This is a genomic window from Paenibacillus sp. S33, assembly GCF_053615415.1.
Genome location: NZ_JBSIEZ010000001.1, coordinates 3,803,353 through 3,823,101 on the forward strand (window position 1 = coordinate 3,803,353; position 19,749 = coordinate 3,823,101).

23 protein-coding genes and 1 pseudogene are annotated in these 19,749 nt (G+C 42.4%); 3 read left to right on the forward strand and 21 right to left on the reverse strand.

Annotated features, from left to right (window positions below; translation table 11 throughout):
• Window positions 1-199: 199 nt before the first annotated feature.
• From ACWGXJ_RS17255 to ACWGXJ_RS17285, 7 genes are all read right to left on the reverse strand, one after another.
• Window positions 200-1,273 (reverse strand): ABC transporter substrate-binding protein, encoded by a 1,074-nt coding sequence (locus tag ACWGXJ_RS17255; protein ID WP_103049535.1) that lies wholly within the window; start codon window positions 1,271-1,273, stop codon window positions 200-202.
• Window positions 1,270-2,091, reverse strand: coding sequence for an ABC transporter permease (locus ACWGXJ_RS17260; RefSeq protein WP_250260837.1), 822 nt, complete (start codon window positions 2,089-2,091; stop codon window positions 1,270-1,272). Before ACWGXJ_RS17260 ends, ACWGXJ_RS17255 begins: the two co-directional genes overlap by 4 nt.
• Window positions 2,081-2,893, reverse strand: a complete 813-nt coding sequence (locus ACWGXJ_RS17265) for an ABC transporter permease (RefSeq protein ID WP_023989586.1) — start codon at window positions 2,891-2,893, stop codon at window positions 2,081-2,083. The genes ACWGXJ_RS17260 and ACWGXJ_RS17265 overlap by 11 nt, the downstream gene beginning before the upstream one ends.
• Window positions 2,883-3,992: an ABC transporter ATP-binding protein gene (locus tag ACWGXJ_RS17270; protein WP_025720927.1), complete on the reverse strand. Its 1,110-nt coding sequence runs from the start codon at window positions 3,990-3,992 to the stop codon at window positions 2,883-2,885. Before ACWGXJ_RS17270 ends, ACWGXJ_RS17265 begins: the two co-directional genes overlap by 11 nt.
• A gap of 76 nt (window positions 3,993-4,068) precedes the next feature.
• On the reverse strand, window positions 4,069-5,205 hold the full coding sequence (locus tag ACWGXJ_RS17275; protein WP_250260836.1) for an N-acetyldiaminopimelate deacetylase: 1,137 nt from the start codon (window positions 5,203-5,205) through the stop codon (window positions 4,069-4,071).
• A gap of 182 nt (window positions 5,206-5,387) precedes the next feature.
• The gene (gene dapD, locus ACWGXJ_RS17280; RefSeq protein WP_013311259.1) at window positions 5,388-6,101 is read right to left on the reverse strand and encodes a 2,3,4,5-tetrahydropyridine-2,6-dicarboxylate N-acetyltransferase; all 714 of its coding nucleotides are present in this window, start codon (window positions 6,099-6,101) and stop codon (window positions 5,388-5,390) included.
• A gap of 212 nt (window positions 6,102-6,313) precedes the next feature.
• Entirely contained in the window at window positions 6,314-7,222 is a 909-nt protein-coding gene (locus tag ACWGXJ_RS17285) for a hypothetical protein (RefSeq protein WP_452567232.1), read from the reverse strand.
• Window positions 7,223-7,455: 233 nt separating this feature from the next.
• Between ACWGXJ_RS17285 and ACWGXJ_RS17290 the strand changes: the two genes are divergently transcribed.
• Both ACWGXJ_RS17290 and ACWGXJ_RS17295 read left to right on the forward strand, forming a co-directional pair.
• Window positions 7,456-8,400: a DMT family transporter gene (locus ACWGXJ_RS17290; RefSeq protein WP_235309207.1), complete on the forward strand. Its 945-nt coding sequence runs from the start codon at window positions 7,456-7,458 to the stop codon at window positions 8,398-8,400.
• A gap of 75 nt (window positions 8,401-8,475) precedes the next feature.
• Window positions 8,476-9,324 (forward strand): sulfurtransferase, encoded by an 849-nt coding sequence (locus ACWGXJ_RS17295; protein ID WP_452567233.1) that lies wholly within the window; start codon window positions 8,476-8,478, stop codon window positions 9,322-9,324.
• Window positions 9,325-9,450: 126 nt separating this feature from the next.
• Here ACWGXJ_RS17295 and ACWGXJ_RS17300 read toward each other — a convergent pair.
• The 14 genes and pseudogenes from ACWGXJ_RS17300 to ACWGXJ_RS17365 form a co-directional block, all read right to left on the reverse strand.
• A protein-coding gene (locus ACWGXJ_RS17300; RefSeq protein WP_452567234.1) for an IS1182 family transposase occupies window positions 9,451-10,811 on the reverse strand; the annotation gives its coding sequence in 2 pieces (ribosomal slippage) (window positions 9,451-10,244 and window positions 10,244-10,811; 1,362 coding nt in all).
• 474 nt (window positions 10,812-11,285) lie between these two features.
• Window positions 11,286-11,645 carry a hypothetical protein gene (locus ACWGXJ_RS17305; protein WP_452567235.1) on the reverse strand — a complete coding sequence of 120 codons (360 nt, stop codon included), beginning with the start codon at window positions 11,643-11,645 and terminating at the stop codon, window positions 11,286-11,288.
• Window positions 11,646-11,986: 341 nt separating this feature from the next.
• Entirely contained in the window at window positions 11,987-12,334 is a 348-nt protein-coding gene (locus ACWGXJ_RS17310; RefSeq protein ID WP_452567236.1) for a DinB family protein, read from the reverse strand.
• 61 nt (window positions 12,335-12,395) lie between these two features.
• Window positions 12,396-12,521: a hypothetical protein gene (locus ACWGXJ_RS17315; protein WP_452567237.1), complete on the reverse strand. Its 126-nt coding sequence runs from the start codon at window positions 12,519-12,521 to the stop codon at window positions 12,396-12,398.
• Window positions 12,478-12,735: pseudogene (locus ACWGXJ_RS17320) on the reverse strand (GNAT family N-acetyltransferase); the annotation flags it as partial. The pseudogene ACWGXJ_RS17320 and the gene ACWGXJ_RS17315, both read right to left, overlap by 44 nt.
• Window positions 12,736-12,804: 69 nt before the next feature.
• A complete protein-coding gene (locus ACWGXJ_RS17325; protein WP_452567238.1) occupies window positions 12,805-13,437 on the reverse strand; it encodes a hypothetical protein in 633 nt (210 codons plus the stop codon).
• A 206-nt stretch (window positions 13,438-13,643) separates the two neighbouring features.
• Complete coding sequence (locus ACWGXJ_RS17330; RefSeq protein ID WP_452567239.1) at window positions 13,644-14,141, reverse strand: N-acetyltransferase family protein; 498 nt, start codon at window positions 14,139-14,141, stop codon at window positions 13,644-13,646.
• Window positions 14,142-14,250: 109 nt separating this feature from the next.
• Window positions 14,251-14,700 (reverse strand): hypothetical protein, encoded by a 450-nt coding sequence (locus ACWGXJ_RS17335; protein ID WP_452567240.1) that lies wholly within the window; start codon window positions 14,698-14,700, stop codon window positions 14,251-14,253.
• A 287-nt stretch (window positions 14,701-14,987) separates the two neighbouring features.
• Window positions 14,988-15,425, reverse strand: a complete 438-nt coding sequence (locus tag ACWGXJ_RS17340; protein ID WP_452567241.1) for a hypothetical protein — start codon at window positions 15,423-15,425, stop codon at window positions 14,988-14,990.
• Window positions 15,426-15,668: 243 nt separating this feature from the next.
• Window positions 15,669-16,310, reverse strand: a complete 642-nt coding sequence (locus tag ACWGXJ_RS17345) for a hypothetical protein (RefSeq protein ID WP_452567242.1) — start codon at window positions 16,308-16,310, stop codon at window positions 15,669-15,671.
• A 178-nt stretch (window positions 16,311-16,488) separates the two neighbouring features.
• Window positions 16,489-16,902, reverse strand: a complete 414-nt coding sequence (locus ACWGXJ_RS17350; protein WP_452567243.1) for a GNAT family N-acetyltransferase — start codon at window positions 16,900-16,902, stop codon at window positions 16,489-16,491.
• Window positions 16,903-16,991: 89 nt separating this feature from the next.
• Entirely contained in the window at window positions 16,992-17,441 is a 450-nt protein-coding gene (locus tag ACWGXJ_RS17355) for a GNAT family N-acetyltransferase (protein WP_452567244.1), read from the reverse strand.
• Window positions 17,442-17,663: 222 nt separating this feature from the next.
• Window positions 17,664-17,876, reverse strand: coding sequence for a hypothetical protein (locus tag ACWGXJ_RS17360; RefSeq protein ID WP_104497136.1), 213 nt, complete (start codon window positions 17,874-17,876; stop codon window positions 17,664-17,666).
• A gap of 128 nt (window positions 17,877-18,004) precedes the next feature.
• On the reverse strand, window positions 18,005-18,574 hold the full coding sequence (locus ACWGXJ_RS17365; protein ID WP_452567245.1) for a TetR/AcrR family transcriptional regulator: 570 nt from the start codon (window positions 18,572-18,574) through the stop codon (window positions 18,005-18,007).
• A 238-nt stretch (window positions 18,575-18,812) separates the two neighbouring features.
• Here ACWGXJ_RS17365 and ACWGXJ_RS17370 point away from each other — a divergent pair, with 238 nt between their 5' ends.
• Window positions 18,813-19,562 carry an SDR family oxidoreductase gene (locus tag ACWGXJ_RS17370; RefSeq protein ID WP_452567246.1) on the forward strand — a complete coding sequence of 250 codons (750 nt, stop codon included), beginning with the start codon at window positions 18,813-18,815 and terminating at the stop codon, window positions 19,560-19,562.
• Window positions 19,563-19,749: the final 187 nt, after the last annotated feature.

The following is a 19,749-nucleotide window of genomic DNA, read 5'->3' on the forward strand; positions in this document are numbered from 1 at the left end:
TTCATGGGTGACTAGCTTTAAGCACGGCGCAGCGGAGGGGGCGGAATGGTGCTGGACAAGCGAAGCGGTCGCCTTTAAATTCCAATTTTAACCTTTATACTTCAAATCATAAAAATCGGAATTTAACAGCGATGGTAAGCACCATTCCGCCACCGCAGCGACCTTTAAAGCACCAACCCCTAATCCCAACGCCACTCCCCTACTTTAAATGCATTTTGAATTGCAGGAACAATTCATTGTAATGAGCGAGCATGCGCTTGCCTAGATTGTTGTATACTTCCAGCTTGTCTGTAATTTCGGACGGAGGGTAAAAACGCTCGTCACCAGAGATATCTTCAGGCAACAACTTCTTTCCATCCTCATTAGGTGTGGAGTATCCTACAAATTCGGCATTTTGAGCGGCTACATCGGGCTGCATCATGAAATTGATGAACTTATGGGCCGCATCCACATGGGTAGCGGTTTTTGGAATAACCATATTATCAAACCACAAGTTGGAGCCTTCATCTGGCACGATGTAATCGAGCTTCTCGTTCTCATCCATGATTTCAGACGCATCACCGGACCATACCACCCCGGCAGCGGCTTCCTCGTTTGCCAGCAGCATTTTAATCTCGTCACCGACAACCGCTTTGACATTGGGCGCTAATATCTCCAACTTCGTCAAAGCCTGCTGCAAATGTGCCTCATTCGTATCGTTCAAGGAATAGTGAAGGCTGTTCAGTGACATCCCTACGACTTCCCTCGCACCATCAACCAACAGTAGATTATTACGCAGCTTTGGATTCCACAGACCGTTCCAGCTATGAAAATCAATGCCTTTCGTCAGCTCCGGGTTAAACACAATCCCGACTGTACCCCAAAAATACGGCACCGAGTATTCATTATTCGGGTCGAACGAAAGGTTTAGAAAATGAGAATCCACATGCTTCAAATTCGGCAGCTTGCTGTGGTCCAACGGGAGCAACAAGTGCTCCTGCTTCATTTTAGCCAAAGCATATTCCGAGGGAACAGCTACATCAAACGAAGTTCCTCCCTGCTCGATTTTCGTCAGCATCGCCTCATTGGAATCAAATGTCTGATAAATGACAGTAATCCCCGTCTCCTTCTGAAACCGTTCCAGCAGCTCAGGGTCAATGTAGTCTCCCCAGTTGTACACCGTCAGTGTGTTACCACCGGAGTAGCCTTGACTGGAATTCAACCATGCGGCCACCCCCATCAGCCCAAACGAGATGATGAAAATCGACAGAAACACGCGCACAAGTGACTTCATCTAGGCACCCCCATTTCTGCCGCAGGCTCTTTTTTACCATTACGATTCGCCTTGCGCATAATAAAGTAGTAACCCACCACCAGCAGCACAGTAAATAGGAAAATGAGCGTGGATAGCGCATTGATGGACAGGGAAACCCCTTGCCGGGCACGTGAGTATATTTCCACCGATAAGGTCGAATAGCCACTGCCTGTCACAAAAAAGGTCACCGCAAAATCATCCAGCGAGTACGTTAACGCCATAAAGAAGCCCGCATAAATCCCTGGCTTGATAAAGGGTAGAATTACCTTGGTCAGCACATCCATTCGGCTGGCACCCAAATCACGCGCGGCATCGACCAGAGATGGACTCATTTCCTGCAACCGCGGCAAAATCATAATGACTGCAATCGGCACACTAAATGCAATGTGGGATAATAAAACGGAGTAGAAACCCAGCTTAATCCCGACCATCGTGAACAAAATGAGGAAGGAAGCGCCAATAATGACGTCCGGGTTCACGATCAATACATTATTGAGCGATAGCAGCGTATTTTTGACTCGACGGTTCTGCATCTGATGAATAGCCAGCGCTCCCATGATGCCAATAATCGTAGCCAACGCAGACGACAGCAGAGCAACCACCAAGGTGTTAATGACAATAATGATCAAGCGAGTGTCTGCAAACACCTCTTTGTAATATTGGAGTGTAAAACCTTCAAACTCATGCATCGTCCCGCCACTGTTGAAGGAATAGTACATCAAATACAAAATAGGTGCGTATAACACGAGAAAAACAATCACCAAATAAATATTCCCGAATCGGTTTTTATTTACCATGCCGCACCCTCCGTTTCGTTCCCGAGGTGAGCAGCATAATGATCCCCATCGCCAAAATCAGGAACACGGCAACCGTAGAGCCCATCCCCCAATCCTGAGTAACCAGAAAATGCTGCTCTATCGCCGTCCCCAGTGTAATCACACGGTTACCTGCAATCAGGCGGGTAATCATAAACAGCGACAACGCTGGAATAAACACAGCCATGCAACCGGATCGCACACCCGCAAGCGTTAACGGGAAAATAACCCTACGAAACGCGGTCCACTTGGAGGCTCCCAAATCTCGGGCAGCGTCCAGCAATGAAGGGTTTAACCCTTCCAGCGCGTTATAGATGGGCAAAATCATAAAAGGCACAAAAATATAAACCGATACAAACACAAAGCTGGAGCTGGTAAACAATAATTGCTGACCTCCCAACCCAACCATACCTAACACCGCATTCACCGGGCCATAGGTACCAAATATCCCGATAAAAGCATACGTTTTGAGCAGCAAGTTAATCCAGGTCGGCAAAATAATGAGCAGCAGCCACAGTTGCTTATGTTTGGTACGTGTAAGCAAATATGCTGCCGGGTAAGCAACTAACAGTGAAAATACAGTGATCAGAAATGCATACCAAAACGAGCTGAGCGTCATGCTCAAATAAACGGGTGTCAGAAACTGAGCATAGTTGTTGAATGTGAGATGACCATCCACATCAAATAGTGAATAGTAAAACACAAGTACAACCGGAGCTGCCACGAACAGCACAATCCATAAATAGTAAGGCAGCAGATACGCTGCTCTTGTATTACCGGACATGCTGATCCACCTCTTCATAGGCTTCCAGACGCCGATCAAATTCTTCTTCTGTTTCCCCAAACCGCATCACATGGATCGCTTCCGGGTCAAATCGCAGACCGATTTCACTGCCCAGCTCCGCCTTTTTGGTAGAATGCACAAGCCACTCCTGACCCGAATCATCATAGCAGCTTATTTCATAGTGAACACCACGGAACAATTGGGTATCTACCTTCACACGCAGCTTGCCTTCAGCAACATTCGTAATCTCCAAGTCCTCTGGCCGGATCACAATTTCAATGGGTTCGTTCGGACGTAATCCTCCGTCGACACATTCAAACTGTCGACCGTTAAATTCCACTTGATAATCTGCAATCATCCGTCCTGGGACAATGTTGGATTCGCCGATGAAATCAGCAACAAACCGATTGATCGGCTCATCATAAATATCATTAGGCGTACCACTCTGCTCAATCTTACCTTTGTTCATAACAAAAATTTCGTCCGACATGGCCAGTGCTTCCTCCTGATCATGCGTAACGAAAATAAAAGTAATTCCAAGGCGCTGCTGCATTTCGCGCAAAATGTACTGCATTTCTGTACGCAGCTTTAAATCCAGTGCAGACAATGGTTCATCCAACAAGAGAACATCAGGTTCATTGACGATAGCCCGTGCGATGGCTACACGCTGACGCTGTCCACCGGACATCTCAGAAATTTCCCGCTCACCGTAACCTTCCAGATTGACAAAGGACAACGCCTGTGTCACCTTCTCCTGAATGTCCTTTTTGTTCATCTTTTTGATTCGCAGGCCGAAAGCTACATTTTCAAACACATTCAGATGCGGAAATAGCGCATAATCTTGAAAAACCGTATTGACCTGCCGCTCATTGGCTGGAACACGATTAATGAGTTTTCCATTTAAATAAATAGAGCCTTCTGTCGGCTCCGCAAAACCTGCAATCATACGCAGAATCGTCGTTTTACCACAGCCGGAAGGCCCCAGCAGTGTATAAAATTTACCACGCTCAATCTCAAAGCTGACGTCCGCCAGCACTGGGGGATCGTTGTCATATTGCTTGGTCACCCGTTCAAATCGGATGATGGTTTGCTCTCCCATAACACCCTCCTTCAAAAAATTCGACTTCATTCCATTTCATTCTTTTCATTAAACCTATTTATTCAGGGCGTATCATTTACCCTTGAGACTTCCAGGTAAAATAGTCTGTCAGCACACGAATGGCTACACCAATCGCTTCCTCCGCAGGCTCCAGCTTGGCATGATGCAAACCATAAGGCGTATCAACACCAAGCCAGAACATCAGACCGGGAATTCGCTCCAGAAAATACCCGAAGTCTTCTCCGGTCATCGCTTCTCCGCATTCAATAAGCTGCACATCTTGCCGATTACGGACCCAGTTCATGAATTCCTGGGTTACCTGAGCTTCATTGTACACTTGCAAATAATTGGAGCCATAATGAATCTCGGCATGACATTCAAATCCAGCCTCCACACCGCGCACTAGTGCTTCAATCCGTGATTTAACCAGCTTCATCGTATCGGCTGACAACGTTCGGATCGTACCCTCCAAACGGGCGGTTTCCGCGATAATATTTTGCTTCGTGCCTCCGCTAACCTTACCCACGGTAATGACCGCTGCATCGAGTGGATTCACATTACGGGCTACAACCGTCTGTAATTGTCCCACCAGCTGACAAGCAGCCACTACCATATCATTCGCCTTGTGTGGATACGCAGCATGCCCACCCATACCCTTCAGGTCGATGAAAAGCTCCGACGTATTGGCAAATAGGATGCCCGGGCGAGTCGCAATTGTGCCAACAGGATATTCGGGCGCAACATGCAGTGCGACAATTTCATCGGGTATCCAGTCTGCCAGCTCCGTACTGTCCCGCATAGGCAAGGCTCCGCCCGGCCCTTCCTCAGCAGGTTGAAACAGCACAACCAGGTCATCCTTAATCGGATGGCTTGCAAAGTGAGTAACAATTCCCAATCCAATCGTCATATGTAAATCGTGTCCACAAGCATGCATATAGCCGGGATGGGTCGAACGAAAATCGTACCCTGTCTCTTCTTCAATCGGCAAACCATCCATATCACAACGATATCCATAGCGGCGTTCAGGAGCTGTTCCATGAATGAACACTAACACGCCCGTACGCCATGTACGAATGTCCAACCGCTCCTGAGGGAGCGTTTCCAAATAATCCAGCAAATATTGTTGTGTTTTGTATTCCTCAAAACCCGGTTCGGGAATTTGGTGTAAATCCCTTCGTATTTGGACAAAAGAACGATAGTCGACCGTACTCATTGCTACTACGCCTCCTCTTTATAGCTCATCAGCTCTTATCGGGCAAAAGAACAAAAGGACAAAAGCCCGGCGCAGCCGCCGAGCCTTGTCCGTTGTGCTTCGTCCCTAAGTTATGCTGTCAGTGCATCATGCTTCTGACAAGGAATCGTTCACCTTTGGTACATTAAAAAACTTTTGCCTTCTTACAGAACGCGCAGTTCTTTCAAAATCTCAGTTTTAGATTTGGTCTTATCGTCAACCTGTTTGATCACACGTGCAGGTGTACCCGCCACTACGGAGTATTCAGGCACATCTTCAGTTACGACAGCTCCGGCTGCAACAACTGCACCTTTACCAATTCGCACGCCTTCCAATACAACCGAGTTTGCACCGATCAATACATCGTCTTCTACTACAACTGGCTGTGCAGATGGTGGTTCAATGACACCCGCCAGGACAACGCCTGCACCGATGTGACACATGTTACCTACTTTAACACGACCGCCCAGCACAGCATTCATATCAATCATCGTGCCTTCACCAATCGTAACGCCGATGTTAATCACTGCACCCATCATGATGACTGCGTTGTTACCGATGCCAACCATATCACGAATATATGCGCCTGGCTCAATGCGGGCATTGATGCCTTTCAGATCGAGCATAGGAACAGCAGAGTTACGGCGGTCATTTTCCACCACATAGTCTTCTTCTTTAGCGTTTGCGCTATCCAGTACAGGCTTGATATCAGCCCAATCCCCAAATACAACACCACTGTCTCCAGAAATAAAAGCTTGAACATTCTCGCCAAAAGATGCGGAAGCCAAAGCTCCTTTTACATATACTTTAACAGGCGTCTTTTTCTTGCTGTTTTTAATCACGTTGATGACTTCTTGTGTATTCATTTCGATGGACATAGTAAATCTAACAACTCCTTCATCGCTTCATACGACTTCGCAAGCCGGAATGATCTTATTCTCTCATCCTTTATAGCACAAAAGTGCAGGTCTCGCAATTATAGATTAGACCCTTATAGCTCTAACCTAACCCTTAAAATAACAATTTCCAGCGGCATAACTGCCTTAAATTCATGATTGTAAGCCGCCGACCATCCCACATCAAAGTAGGGTTATTTATTAGCTTGCAGGCTCTCCAGCGATGTATAAATGAAGGATTCGAATCCTTCAGCAGGTTCACCTTGTGGAATGTTCACTTTCACGATGAAACCGCCTGTTTTATTTTCTACAACAATATATTGCTGTGTCATCTTCGAACCGCTCGCTTGTAAGAACAGACGGCTACTGGACAACGCTTCAGGTATGGCTGCTTTGTCCAGCTTTTGAACCTTGCCGATGGAAGCTAGATCCTTTTCGCCTTCTTTTTGAAGCTCATCCAGATTAAAGTCGGAGGGCAGCTTCGTAATTTCAGCATAATAGTTATCATCTACAGCCAAGGCAACACGGTTTTGATCGGGAAACAGGGACATCGGATCAAACACATACAGTGAATATCCCTCTCCTTTTGCCAATGTTGCTGTCTGCTTTTCCTTTTTTCCTTCAAGGGTAAGCTCAAAAGCTTGAGTTTTCGAGCGTTCTCCGCCTACTGCTTGACCAGAACTTCCGTTTTGATTGCCATCTGTTGCAGCTTCTGTTTTTTGTATTTTCGTTAAAGTCAGTTGCTTCGCCGTCGCGTCGCCCTCTACTGCTTTTTCGTTGTATTCAAACGCTACTGTATCGCCTTCTTTAAGTCCAGCTATTACCGTGTCCAGTCCCTCCCCCAATTGGAAGGATTGGGCTTCGCCATTGGTTTCAATCTCTACCGTATGCGGGTCAGCAGCTCCATTGTATACACCTGTGCCTTTTTTAACCTCCGGCTCAGCGATTGGCTCCGGTTTAACTTGCGGCTGCTGTTGCGTTTGCGGTTGGTCTGACCCTTGAGGTGCGGTGTTATTGGTTTGCGGTTTCGTTCCACAGGCTGACAGAGCCAGCACTGCCACTACAGTCAGTAGTATGATTGAAAATGTGTTTTGTTTTTTCATAAAATCCACCTCCACTATGATAGACGAGCTTGTGCAGCAAAAGTTCTACGCAGCATCTCACTTAAAACCCTACCTCCTGCTCCCGTTTATTATATTCTCAGGATTTTGCAAAATCCTAATACCACGGGAATGTCAGGTACGGTATAATGGGCTGTATTAAACCCAATTTTCGAGATACCGCTTGGAAGGAACATAAACGTATTTATTTTCCTCCATACGGATGGAGCTGCCACATGAATCAAGCACATAAACCGTCGTTTTCCTTTGAATTATTGTACATCATAGGTATTATCGCTATTTCGTTCTCCTCGATCTTCGTAAGATGGTCTGAAGCCGAGGTGTCCGTCATCGCTATGTACCGTTTGTACCTAACCAATCTGATCATGCTGCCTTTGGTCTGGAAATACCGCACCGAGCTGTTTAGCCTGACCCGCAAGCAGTGGATGCTGATCCTCTGGTCCGGTATAGCGCTGGGGCTGCATTTCTTGCTCTGGATGGGCTCACTGCGACTGACCACCGTTGCAAGCTCTACCGTTATTATGACATTGGAGCCGATCCTTGTCATGCTCGGTTCTTTTTTGTTTTTCCGGACGGGCACGAATCGCGCTATGCTCATCGGAATGGGTATGGCTTTTATCGGCTCACTGGCCATCGGAGCTGGAGACTTTCATGTCTCGGGACAAGCCCTGCTCGGGGACGCACTGTCCTTCTTGGGTATGGTAGCCGTGTCCATCCATATGCTGATGGGTAAGCATCTACGCGAGCATTTGAGCGCGTTTGTGTATAATTTTTGGGTTTTCGCCATCGCAGCCACATCACTTGCGCTGTATAATATGGTCAATGCCATTCCTTTTACCGGATACGCTCCACGGGAATGGGGACTGTTCCTGCTGCTTGCCATTGTGCCTACGCTGTTCGGACATTACCTGTTTAACTGGCTGCTCAAATACATTAACGCCACTGCGGTATCGATGGCGGTTCTCGGCGAACCTGTTATTTCTTCCCTGCTAGCTTGGGTGCTGCTCGGTGAAAGGCTGTCTGCCTTACAATTTGGTGCAGGCTTTTTTATCCTATTCGGGGTATGGATTTTTATCCGATACGGAGCGGATTTTAAAAAGAAAGTCATCCATCAAAGTGAGTTGCCCGACACTGAGCACCCCTTGAAGGCCAGCTCTTAACTTATTTACCCCATTTTCATAAACCATACTCAATGAATTAAATTTACTGTTAAATAAAGGAAGGCGGAATCCTCTATGAAATCCATCGTATCCAAACGCTGGCTGCTGGCCCGATTGTATGAGCCGGACATGATCATTGCCGACTGCCGTTCCCTGCTCGGACAAGCCGGGGCTGGACGGACTCAATTTAATGAAGACCATATTCCAGGGGCGATCCACTTCGATTTGGAAGAAGACCTTACCGCTCCTCTTGGTGAGCATGGTGGTCGCCATCCCTTACCTGATGTGAATACACTTGCCGCACGTCTAAGTCGTGCCGGGATCAACGCATCTTCACGCATCGTCGCTTATGATGACCAAGGCGGTATGATGGCTTCCCGCTTCTGGTGGCTCCTGCGCTATCTCGGGCATGAGCAGGTATATGTGCTGGAAGAAGGCTACAGCGCTTGGAAAGAAGCGAAGTTCCCCGTTACGTCAGACCAGCCAATTCGCATTCCAAGTACATTCACACCGAATGTACAGCCGCAAATGCTCACAAGTATGCAAGAGGTGCAACGTGTATCCGAAGGTTCGCTTCCTCATGGCTCTTCCATATTGATTGATTCGAGAGAGCGGCCTCGCTACCTGGGGCTGGAGGAGCCCATAGATCAAGCAGCGGGGCATATCCCAGGTGCGGTGAATTTCTTTTGGAAAGAAGTATTGGACGAACAAGGTAGCTTTAAAAATGCGGAACAATTGCAGCAGCACTTTGCCGACCTTGATCCAAACGCAGAAATTATCGTGTATTGCGGTTCTGGCGTATCCGCCTGTCCCAATGTACTCGCCCTGAATGAAGCTGGATTTAGCAAGGTCCGTTTATATCCGGGAAGCTGGAGCGACTGGATCAGTTATGAGGAGAATCCGGTGGCGACCGGAGAGGAATAGACTGCCCTAGAAAAAGCAAAGGCCCGCGAAGAACGCGGGCTCAGATTGTCGAGAAACCCCGTCTTTTGAGACGTGGGTTTCTTTTTCTTTACATCATAAGGCTCTGGTCTCTGGAGAAACAGGGGGTTACCCCTGTTTCTTCAGGCGATCCAGGTGGATCGCCATCTTCTTCATGTTCTGCACGGCTGCCGTCATAAGGGCTTGTTCCCTGACGTTTGGCAGACCGCGCAAACGGCAATAGCGAAACCCATGGAGCTCTTTGGCATCCGCGAAGCTTCGCTCAATCGTCTCTTTTCGTTTGCGGTACAGCCGTTTCCCAGATGGGCTTAGCCGGTTGCTCCGTACCCACTCTTTGCTGTCTTCCCAGACATGCCGAGTCACCACTTTGCGGTGGTTTCGAGACTGGGTACACTGGTCTAGCAGTGGGCAATGCTGGCACTGAGCTGGGTCAGAGGTATACTGCCGGTATCCCTTACGGTCCGTCGTTCGGTAGGGCAGTTCCTGTTGGGCTGGGCATCTATACACATTGCGTTTGGCATCGTATTCAAACTTCCATTTCGGAAACAGCCCTTGTCTGGGATGGAATCTTCGGTGAGCAATCACGGCAAAAATCTTTCGGTTTTGCAAACCTCGGCAAATCGGCGTCGTTAAATAACCTGAATCTAGCGCAACAGCTTCTACTTGAAAACCAAAGCGTTCTCTTTGTCGATCCAAACGGGACAAATAGGGGACAGAATCATGTACATTCCCCGGCGTCACATGCACATCCGTAATCAAATTGTACTTCATATCCACTGTGCGGTGGTCCAGATAGAAGAAGCCTTCGGGCTTGCCATCACGGATCATATAGCCGCTGTCCGGGTCGGTTTTGCTCACTTTAATTTCTTTTTCTTCGTTCACTTCCTCTCGGGATTTTAAGGCTTTTTTCCGTGGTTTTTCCGGTCCTCCTTCACCGCTTCGTTAAGCTCGTCCATATAGTTTTTGGTATTCTGCAACACTTGTTCTTTGGTGTACTGGTGCCTGTTAGCATTGGCTTTGACGTGTGTGGAATCGGTGACGAGAACACGCCCACCCACCATTCGGTGAGAGATCGCCTGCAGCACAATTTCATCGAAGATATCTTGAAAGATCGTGGTGTCTTTAAAGCGAGTGCGACGATTCCAGCTAATCGTCGTATGGTCTGGAACCTTATCCGTTAAGCCCAGCCCCAGGAACCAGCGATAAGCCAGGTTCGTCTGAATTTCACGCTCGAGTTGCCGTTCTGAGCGAATGCCATAGAAATAACCGAGAAAGATCATTTTAAACAACACGGTAGGATCAATGGCAGGACGCCCGTTGTCCGCACAATACAGCGGGCTTACCTTCTCATGAATAAAGGAGAAGTCTATATATGTATCCACTTTACGAAGCAGATGATCTTGCGGTACCAGTTCTTCCAGAGAAACCAATTCAAAAGATTGCTGTTTGTCTCGATGAGGTCGCAGCATATCAACACCGTCCGTTCTACAATAGTTACCTATATTATACAACATTAACGCGGTGTCGTCTTAAATAAAATGAACATAAAAAAAGCTATCGAGACTTTCTCGACAGCCTGGGCCCGCGAAGAACGCGGGCTTTTTGACTGTTGCAGACTTTTCTGTAAGTATGGCCTGTATGATCTGTACACTGGCTAATAAGTGTCAAAGTCAAAAAAGAGTCAACAAGAGAAGGGTAAAACAGTTACATATCCCTGTGTTTTACTTCAAATACGTGAATAGACGATTATTGTGCAAAAATGACATCATTGTATTTGATTCTAATTTGCCTGCGTACACTTAAGTATATGCCTAAAATCTATCTACACTTGACTGGAAACACTCGCAAAATGTTTCTCTAATTACCATTAATCAGCAAAGAGGAAAGGAATAGATTAACTGTAACTTATATCGCCTTCGAATAGCATCACATTTTTCTATGTACTATACGTTCACCTCATCCCATCTATAAATAACATAACCCAATTGACATATAACTAGTAATAAATAAATTACGTTTATACATAGATATATTTTAATTTTTTTCTTGTATTTATGTAAATCTACTTCTTCGTTCACTTCTCTTTTCTTTATTTTCTCGTTCCAACTCATTAATCTTGAGAATTCTACTGCACCTAATACTCCCCATAGCAATGTAAAAACTAAAAATACGGCATTTACTAGAGACAATAATATACCCATCCCTACATCCATTGTTCTTATCGTTTTAAAACAAATGTGCACTACTAATGTCAGACTAAATAATCCCAAACCTATAATACTTACTATCGGTTTATCTTGCATTCTCATTTCTCTTTATTCCCTTCAGTCCCAATATCGTATAACGTTTCTGTATTCACGATGTCCCAGCGCTTTAAGGACCAAATGCTAGCTGAAATCGTTTGCTTCTTAGAATAGCTATCAAATCTTTTGAATAAATATATATCTTAATTCATATTTTTTCTGTTGTTTTTCTGCATATATCAGAGTCTCTCTTATGGAACCCGTTTCTAATATATTCAAAATCATTCCTTCTTCAGTAAATCTTTTGTTCCAATAATCCCCCACCTATATACTCACATAGCTCTTCTTTTAAGCTCATCAATCTGTCTGATATGATGTTGATCATGCCAGATAAAATCTCTTTAATATGATATTACAGTAAAGTTCCCGTCAGCATATTCTTTAGTAAACTTATCGTCTTCAAAACTCTCTATACTCTCCAATATCATGTTACGATACTGAATAGTCATTTTAATTAATTCTTCTTTCGTTTTTGTTTTTCCATATTCAATAGCATCTTGATTAAATTGTTCAAAATCCATATGTATTAATGTCAGAGGTTTATTGTTTAATATCGGACTTATTGCTGCTTCAAAAAAGTATTTATCCCACAGCAGTATATGACTTACGATATTCTGAACTGACCATTTACCTTCAGCAATCGTTATTTGCCAATCCATTTCACGAATCTCAGAAACAAAACGATCCATTCCTTGAACTCCTCTAGTAACCTCGACTTCTCATTCATGGTATCACGCTCCTTTTTTCAAATTATTCATTGTTCCTTTGCCATTCATCTGCCAAAATCGCATATTGATATGCATTATGCCAAATGGGTTGTCCTTCTTCCGTTTTATAGAAAAATGCTTTCTTGATATGGTGACCTTCTTTTCGCATCAACAAGCGCTCCAAACGATGAAGCGTTTTCTGGATTACACATCGCAATAATTCGATGAGCCTTTAACTCTTCAAATCCATATTGCAATACTCTTCTACTTGCCTCCGTAGCATATCCATTTCCATAGTATCTTGGGTTGAATATGTATCCTATTTCCCATGTTAAAAACTCAAAGGATACGTTTTGATTAAAGTAAATGTGTCCTATCATTTTATTGTTTTCTCTTAATAATTATCACCTCTGATACGTTTATTTAGCCTTTGCTTGAATTACTTTTACCGATCATTTAAACCCTTCTTCATTCATTCTATCTGCTCGTATCCAGCTCATTTCCTCAATGTTTAATAATTCTTTAAACTCTTCTACTAACTGATGCTCAGATTCCAGTTGTGTATAGTAATTATTATTCAAAATATCGTCTAATTGTTTTATTCGCTCATTATCTAGTTCAAAAAATCTAAATGTTTTTAGATTGCAATTTGTAAACTGTTTTGCTATTTTCTCATTGTATTCATTAGATCTCAGAACTTCTTCAATTAATTCAATTCTGATTTTGTCCCCTCTAGGGTCGACATATAAAAATTCAATGTGATCTTCCTCTGGATATCTTTCTTCTGCAAGCTTAATAATTGAAGTATCTAATAACACATATGATATATGAAGACTTGCTATCTCTTGTGAATTGTAAACCACACGGTATCCCCAACAGTGATCTTCAAAATTATAAAAATATAACACTGGGATTTTTTCTGAAATTTGAAATAGACTTTCTGGAATTTCTTCACTTTCTTCTGTATCTTTGGTTACGAAAACAAACCATTTGTCATTTAAATCCTCCGCGTATATAGGATCATGCTCAAGAATTGCTTCTTTATATTTCAATAGTGATAAGCTTCCTGAAGTCAATTCACTCATTGTTTTGGCCCCTTTTTGTTTTTTAGTCATATTTCAGCTAACGTTCTTGTATTCATGAACCCCTAAGGGGGTGTCTGCTGAAATTCCTCTCCGAAATCCACCTCGCAGACCCAGACTCCGTAAGGAGCCGCTGCTTGAATATGATGTTAGGCGATACCCTTGATCTCTTTTGAGTTCCTTAAAATAATCCCTATTACTACTGTATTTTAACTTCTCAAATCAACAACCATCGTGATTGATGAATCAACTTTCCCAACTTCTTTAAATCCGAATCTCTCGTAGAGTTTCATTGCCGCTGCATTGCTCGGATCAACACTGAGGGATATTTTTTTTATATTCCTCTTCCTAGCTTCTTTAAATAATTCATCCATTAAGGCCATTCCGATTTTTCTTCCCCTGTATTCTTTTAACAAAGCCATTCCTAGTTCGGGTACATCATTATCAATAAATCCAAATCCCTTATTATCCTCGTTAAAATATCTAACTGTTATTGATCCGACGGGTTCACCCTCATGGTTCATTGCTATAAATCCAAAATCACCATCCCTTCCCCAACCTTCAATATACTTTGATATATAAGGATCTTTTATTATCGCTTTATCGAATGGCTCTTGACCTTCTGGGACAAATAATGATTCATATAACATCTCCCATAAAAAAAACACATCATCTTCTATTATTGGTCGGATTCTGTATTGCATCATTGAAGTTACCTCATTTCTAGATTCTCAAAGGTTTCCCTAACGTTTCTATATTTTCCATAAGAGCCGTAGCTTGAATATTATGTTATGCAATTCCTCCATCCTCTCCAAATCAACATTCCAAAGCTTGGCTTGCTTCTGTTAATTCATCATTGGCCTCTAAATATTTTAATATTTTTTCAATATCATCGTGGTCCATTGTTTTCGTTATAATAAGATGTTTAATATTAAATCCTGGTGGTTCCATTTCTTTTTTAAAGTAATTTACTAATTTTTGAGGGGTTGTCACCAAACTCCATCGTTCACTTCCATCCGAAAAAGTAAGGGTCACCTCCACCAAATCAAATTCCTTTGGATCATCATCAAACTTCCATCTTTCTAAATAAGGCACTTCTATATTTCCTTCAATAAAATGAGCTTTTGATATCCAAACTGCTTTTCCATGGTTTCCAATAATTCTATACTTTTCCCTATCTTCTTTTTTTACGATGTATTTATTGCCTCGTGTAAGTGCATGAGCATAAACGCCTATACTTATACAAGTTATGATTGGTCCCTCCATCAATTCACTTCCATACCGTATTTAATTTACTGAGATTTCGCATAACGTTCCTGTATTCATGAACCCCAAAGGGGGTGTCTGCTGAAATTCCTCTTCGAAATCGACCTATCAGACCAAGGCTCCGTCAGTAGCTGCTGCTTGAATATGATGTTAAGCAATGTCATTGCCTTCCATGATTATTCTGACACATCTGTTCCAGTCTTTATCATCTGTATTGATTTCTCTTGTAGGCACTTTCGATTGTTTGGCTTGTTCTCTTAACATATTTTGTGTTTCCAATAATTCGTTTACTGACACATTTTTACTGCTTCAGGCTTGTTTATCCATTCACTTGGATTTCTGCTTATAATTCTTTCTTCAGCCATTTCAGGAGAAATTGTTAGCAATATGCACTCTACACCTAGAGATACGAGTTTTTCTTCAATTGTCATGACTTCAATGTGGTCTGAGTTGGAGAAAGCTACCCTGTGATTAAGGTGGAATCTTTCTAAAACGTAAAATAGTCCTCTGGCCCTTCTTGATGCAGGCCCTAACTGTACAGCCCATTCATTGAGCTTTGTTATCATTTCTGTTCTTTCCTTCAGTAAGGTTAAATGCTCTTCTTGAGATAATCTTAAAAACTTCCCATGCTTGTTATTCAATATTTGTGTGTAATGTTCACCAAGAATAACTACACTTCTCTCTGCCGATTCATCTTGTGATTGGTACTGCTTAATAGCCCTCAATACCGATGTCTTACCAGCATTAGAAAATCCCTCAAGAATTACTCCTTTGATATGTATGCTTTTCCCTCCCTATAGCCAACAATGATTTCGCTTAACGTTTTGGCATTCACAAACCGCCACCAGCTTAAATAACCCTTAGCTTAGCCGGTGGCGATTAACTACAGTTCCACTCCTTCGAGAATAACTCTCTTGTTAAAATGCGTGAATGCTGTGTTATATACCTTAATGACCTTCCTAAATATGCTAATCATAACTTAACGCAACTTTTATATAAGATGCGTACACACCAATATAATTTTCATCAAAAGACTCTACTTTAATAGTTTGGATTTCTTCCGAACCACCTTGATGAATAACAAATTCAATGTACCCGGCTTCCCTGTCATAATTAAAGTCCAACCACTCATTTTTTTTATCGTTCTCGATTTGACAAAAATCAGGATAATATAGGATATATTTCTCTGTACTTAGTAAGAAGAGTTGTATTATATCATAAAAATCCTCAACTTGTTCTTGGCTTGGTCTGACATACTCATGTTCTACCAAGTTTCTAACACTATTAATTTTGGATAGAATCCTTGGAGCAATTATTCCAAGTTCTTTAATCAAATTGAATTTCCTAGGTATGTTTAAATTTTTCCTTTTTGCCAAACCATATAAACCAAATGTGAATAATATTGAGTCTATTTGACAATCTAATGCTCTTTTGGTGTTAGATAATGCGTTTATATGACCACGCACATCATTTAATTCCAAATCTTTCTCCGCAAAGGAAAGGTACTCAGAAGGCGTGACTTCAAACGGTAATTCCACAGACGCATTACTCCTACTGCTCCATTGTGTATTGCTATCATTTAAATATTCTATTATTGATTGAATATTCAAAAGTATTCTCCCCTTTTCTTTTGTAATTATTGCACATAACGTTTCTGTATTCCTGAACCCAAAGGGATTGTCTGCAAAAACCCTCTTCGAAATTCAACTCCCAGACCTAGGCTCCATTGTGGACGGAGCTTGAATATTATGTTGTCAGATGTCAGTACCTGCCTTGATTTCCTCAACGTCAATTTTTGTTTAAAACCTTTGTCAGTATTATTTCCAGAGGTTCATTCTCAAACATTAAACATCCAGCATCTCTATATCCAAGCTTCCTATAAAAATGTTGAGCTTCTTCATTTGAAAGTGTTGAGGTCATAACCATTTCAAATCCTTTTTGTTTCATTAATTCCTCCCAATAGTGGACAACTTTTTTACCAATACCTGTTCCTCTATACTCCTCATCTATCCATATCATATTCATAAATGGTGTGTTGTCCCAAAAAAATCCATATCTCATCCAACCTATTTCTTGATTGGATTCTCTAATTATTAGAATTTCATTTTCTTTTATTTTTGGTCTTATCAGTGTCTTATGTATGTGCTTGTCTCTTAACGAGATATACTCATAATCTGATTCAATCGCAAAATCAATCTTCATTGTAAATCCTCCCTTTCACTCTTCTCATTGAATATCTTCTTGGTAACACTTAGCACTGATGTCTCATAACGTTTGTACATTACATAAGTTTATAAAGTCTTTTTAAAAATGTATAAGTCACCTTCTTCTCTAACTTTGGTAAACCCACACTTTGAATAGAAGTGATGATTCTTGACACTCCAGCTAGGAGTATTCAGCCACCATTCAGTGCTGTCTGGAAATTCACTTTCAATTTTCTCCATCACCTTCGTTCCGATTCCTTGATTTTTAAAATTTGGATCAATAAAGACTCTTCCTAGATTATGCACTTGATTACATTCTACAAATATCATAGCTCCCCCAATTATTTCTCCATTAAAGAGTACCTTGAAATATTCGCAATTTTGCATCATCTCTTCTTGCCAGCTTATGGAGTCATATCCTATTGGCCCAACGGTTTCGTTATTCTTAAAATGCTTTGATTCATCCTCAAAACTGGCCTTTTGTATTTCAGCAAGTTTTTGTGCATCATTTTTTCTAGCTTTTTCTAATGTCAGCACCAAACATACCTCCATTGTCTTTTTTTGAATTTTTTCCACGGACAGGTTTCGTCTAACCTTCCCGTATTCATGAACCCCAAAGGGGTTGTTTGGTAAAATGCCTCCCCGAATTCCATCCCAGCAGGCCAAAGCTCCGTGAGGATTCGATGCTTGAATATTATGTTATCAGAAGTTACCGAACTTCTTCACTATGCATTCAAAATTAATCTGCAAATTTTTTTATCAGCGAATTTTCTTATATGGTCTTTTTTCATTTTGTAATTTGATTATTAGTTCATATGCATCTCTTTCACTTTTCTGAGCTTTTAGTGACTCTTCTTCTGTTATTTCTATTTCTATCATTTGAACCACTATTCCACCAGCATCAAAACTAATGAATATTCCCCCATCTCTTCGGATTATATTAATCCCATACTTGGCAAAGAGTATATCCATAAAATGACCTCCAGATCTTTTGCGTTCTTTATACTATAGTTTTTAGTACTTTTGAGATCTTATTATTATGTTTTAGTAATTCAAGAATTTCTGATAACGTTTGTGTATAAAGCCTCTAAATTAGAGGCTCATATGGACGATGTTCGTTCGTGTCCCTCGACACCACAGTTCAGCAAATTCCAAAATTGTTCAACCATAACCGATGCCGGATATGGCATCGAACGGGTAATCCACCATTCCACTACCCCCACCGCTGCTGAAATTAAAAATTGCACCGTAATGTCCCTGTTCATTTCCTGATCGAGGTTGATCGAATCCAGATGCTCGCTCAGACTTTGCTGAAACATTGTCTCCATTTGGTTCCGAAAAACCGTACTTCCCTTGTTCGTTAGCATTCTAGAGTAGAATGAAGCATGCTGCTCCAAATATTCAAACGTGCGCAGTAGTGCGGTTTTGGAAGGGACATGAAAGAAATTATCTTCAGACATACAATTGCGTAGTAACTCGTTAATTTGAGCTTCCATGCATTGATCGCGCAGATCGTACTTGTCAGCGAAATGCAAATAAACCGTTCCACGATTAACATTCGCTTCCTCCGCAATTTGATTGATCGTAATTCTCTCGAATTCCTTTTCTGACATCAGCCTCATAAAAGCATCAATAATGGCTTGCCTCGATTTTTGAATACGCCTGTCCATATCCTTCTCCCCTTTGTACTATCCAAAAAAATGAACACTTCGAAGTCCTCTGTTGAAAAATCAACAACCACGCTTGTTTTAACCATTGAACCCCATATACCGCTCTGATACATTCACTTTATAAAATTTATGTTGATGATTCAACATATGTTCAATTTTAGAGGAGCCATACTCATGAAAGCTATTGCTTTACAATCTTTGGATAATTTAATTCACATGAATTAGGAGGGTTTAAAAATTGAAACTTACAGGAAACACGATTTTTATTACAGGCGGCGGTTCGGGAATTGGACGTGCGTTAGCAGAAGCTCTCCACAATCTTGGAAATAAAGTTATTATCTCCGGTCGACGTAAAGAGCGTCTGGAGGAGACGATCAAAGCGAATCCCGGCATGTCCGCAGTGGAATTGAATGTACAAGATCCTGCCAGCATAGAGGCGGCCGCCAAGCGGTTAATCGAAGAATACCCGGATGTTAATGTCTTGGTTAACAACGCCGGCATCATACAGTCCGATGACGCGGCGGGCGTGATCGATGAGGATGTTTTGATTTCGACTGTCACTACAAACTTGCTAGGTCCCATTCGGTTGACTTCTGCATTCATCGAGCATTTGAAGTCCAAAGAGGAAGCGGTTGTCATCAACACGACTTCAATACTTGGATTTGTACCGTTAGCGACAACTGCTGTATACTCCGCGACGAAGGCAGCACTTCATACCTATACGCTGTCCCAAAGGTACATGCTTAAAGACACATCGGTCAAAGTAATAGAAATTGTGCCCCCATGGGTTCAAAGCAACAACGATGAACCACGTGCGATGCCACTTACTTCATTCATTGATGCAACAATAAAGATACTTGGCACGGATACAGACGAAGTTCTGGTGGAAGAAGCGAAAATGTTTCGAAATAACCCTGGCCCGAACGAAGGTGTTTTTGTGACCCAGCTTAACGATACGATGAACTCTGAACCTCCAAAGATTCATTGATCCACCTGTGATTCAATTTTCAAAAGTTTAAGCGAACATGAAGTAGACACTCAGCTCCGTCTACTTCATGTTCATTTTATTGTAACTTGCTCGTGAAGTAAGAAAAAGCGCCAAGCGGTCACACCCATGTTTACCTCTTAAATAATTACGTTGATTTCACATAATGTAGGGAATTCCCGAAGTTCAA

Excerpts from the sequence above, each read along its gene's own strand:
- ACWGXJ_RS17255 (WP_103049535.1), bottom strand. The coding sequence starts at position 1,273 with ATGAAGTCACTTGTGCGCGTGTTTCTGTCGATTTTCATCATCTCGTTT.
- ACWGXJ_RS17260 (WP_250260837.1), bottom strand. The coding sequence starts at position 2,091 with ATGGTAAATAAAAACCGATTCGGGAATATTTATTTGGTGATTGTTTTT.
- ACWGXJ_RS17265 (WP_023989586.1), bottom strand. The coding sequence starts at position 2,893 with ATGTCCGGTAATACAAGAGCAGCGTATCTGCTGCCTTACTATTTATGG.
- ACWGXJ_RS17270 (WP_025720927.1), bottom strand. The coding sequence starts at position 3,992 with ATGGGAGAGCAAACCATCATCCGATTTGAACGGGTGACCAAGCAATAT.
- ACWGXJ_RS17275 (WP_250260836.1), bottom strand. The coding sequence starts at position 5,205 with ATGAGTACGGTCGACTATCGTTCTTTTGTCCAAATACGAAGGGATTTA.
- dapD (WP_013311259.1), bottom strand. The coding sequence starts at position 6,101 with ATGTCCATCGAAATGAATACACAAGAAGTCATCAACGTGATTAAAAAC.
- ACWGXJ_RS17285 (WP_452567232.1), bottom strand. The coding sequence starts at position 7,222 with ATGAAAAAACAAAACACATTTTCAATCATACTACTGACTGTAGTGGCA.
- ACWGXJ_RS17290 (WP_235309207.1), top strand. The coding sequence starts at position 7,456 with ATGAATCAAGCACATAAACCGTCGTTTTCCTTTGAATTATTGTACATC.
- ACWGXJ_RS17295 (WP_452567233.1), top strand. The coding sequence starts at position 8,476 with ATGAAATCCATCGTATCCAAACGCTGGCTGCTGGCCCGATTGTATGAG.
- ACWGXJ_RS17305 (WP_452567235.1), bottom strand. The coding sequence starts at position 11,645 with ATGCAAGATAAACCGATAGTAAGTATTATAGGTTTGGGATTATTTAGT.
- ACWGXJ_RS17310 (WP_452567236.1), bottom strand. The coding sequence starts at position 12,334 with ATGGATCGTTTTGTTTCTGAGATTCGTGAAATGGATTGGCAAATAACG.
- ACWGXJ_RS17315 (WP_452567237.1), bottom strand. The coding sequence starts at position 12,521 with ATGCGAAAAGAAGGTCACCATATCAAGAAAGCATTTTTCTATAAAACG.
- ACWGXJ_RS17325 (WP_452567238.1), bottom strand. The coding sequence starts at position 13,437 with ATGAGTGAATTGACTTCAGGAAGCTTATCACTATTGAAATATAAAGAA.
- ACWGXJ_RS17330 (WP_452567239.1), bottom strand. The coding sequence starts at position 14,141 with ATGATGCAATACAGAATCCGACCAATAATAGAAGATGATGTGTTTTTT.
- ACWGXJ_RS17335 (WP_452567240.1), bottom strand. The coding sequence starts at position 14,700 with ATGGAGGGACCAATCATAACTTGTATAAGTATAGGCGTTTATGCTCAT.
- ACWGXJ_RS17350 (WP_452567243.1), bottom strand. The coding sequence starts at position 16,902 with ATGAAGATTGATTTTGCGATTGAATCAGATTATGAGTATATCTCGTTA.
- ACWGXJ_RS17360 (WP_104497136.1), bottom strand. The coding sequence starts at position 17,876 with ATGGATATACTCTTTGCCAAGTATGGGATTAATATAATCCGAAGAGAT.
- ACWGXJ_RS17365 (WP_452567245.1), bottom strand. The coding sequence starts at position 18,574 with ATGGACAGGCGTATTCAAAAATCGAGGCAAGCCATTATTGATGCTTTT.